This window comes from Agreia sp. PsM10, from assembly GCF_030433855.1.
GTDB lineage: Bacteria > Actinomycetota > Actinomycetes > Actinomycetales > Microbacteriaceae > Agreia.
The window spans coordinates 1-276 of the sequence record NZ_JARUXC010000046.1 but is presented as its reverse complement, the minus strand read 5'-3'; the positions used below and the strand labels follow the sequence as shown (position 1 = coordinate 276).

General features: G+C 31.5%; 1 protein-coding gene. It reads left to right on the top strand.

Annotated elements, in window-relative coordinates; translation table 11 throughout:
• The coding region (locus tag QCD70_RS19005) for a CDP-glycerol glycerophosphotransferase family protein (RefSeq protein WP_301219190.1) at positions 1-276 on the top strand (276 nt) is incomplete at both ends.

Below are 276 nucleotides of genomic sequence, written 5' to 3'. Positions count from 1 at the left end.
GCTGAAATATTTTCTAGAGCATTTGATATTGAAGCAAATAAAATGTTTAAAGTAGGACTACCCAGAAATGATGAATTAGTACAAGGGTCATCTAAACGCAGCATAATTAGAGAGCAGTTTGGTTTCTCAAAATCGGATAAAATTATATTATATACACCGACTTTTAGGGAATTCGAACATAATTCACTACATCAAATAACCAGTAGTGCTGATGTGTTAATGACTGACTTAGTAAAGAAATTACCGGATAATTATAAAATTTTATCTCGCTCACAC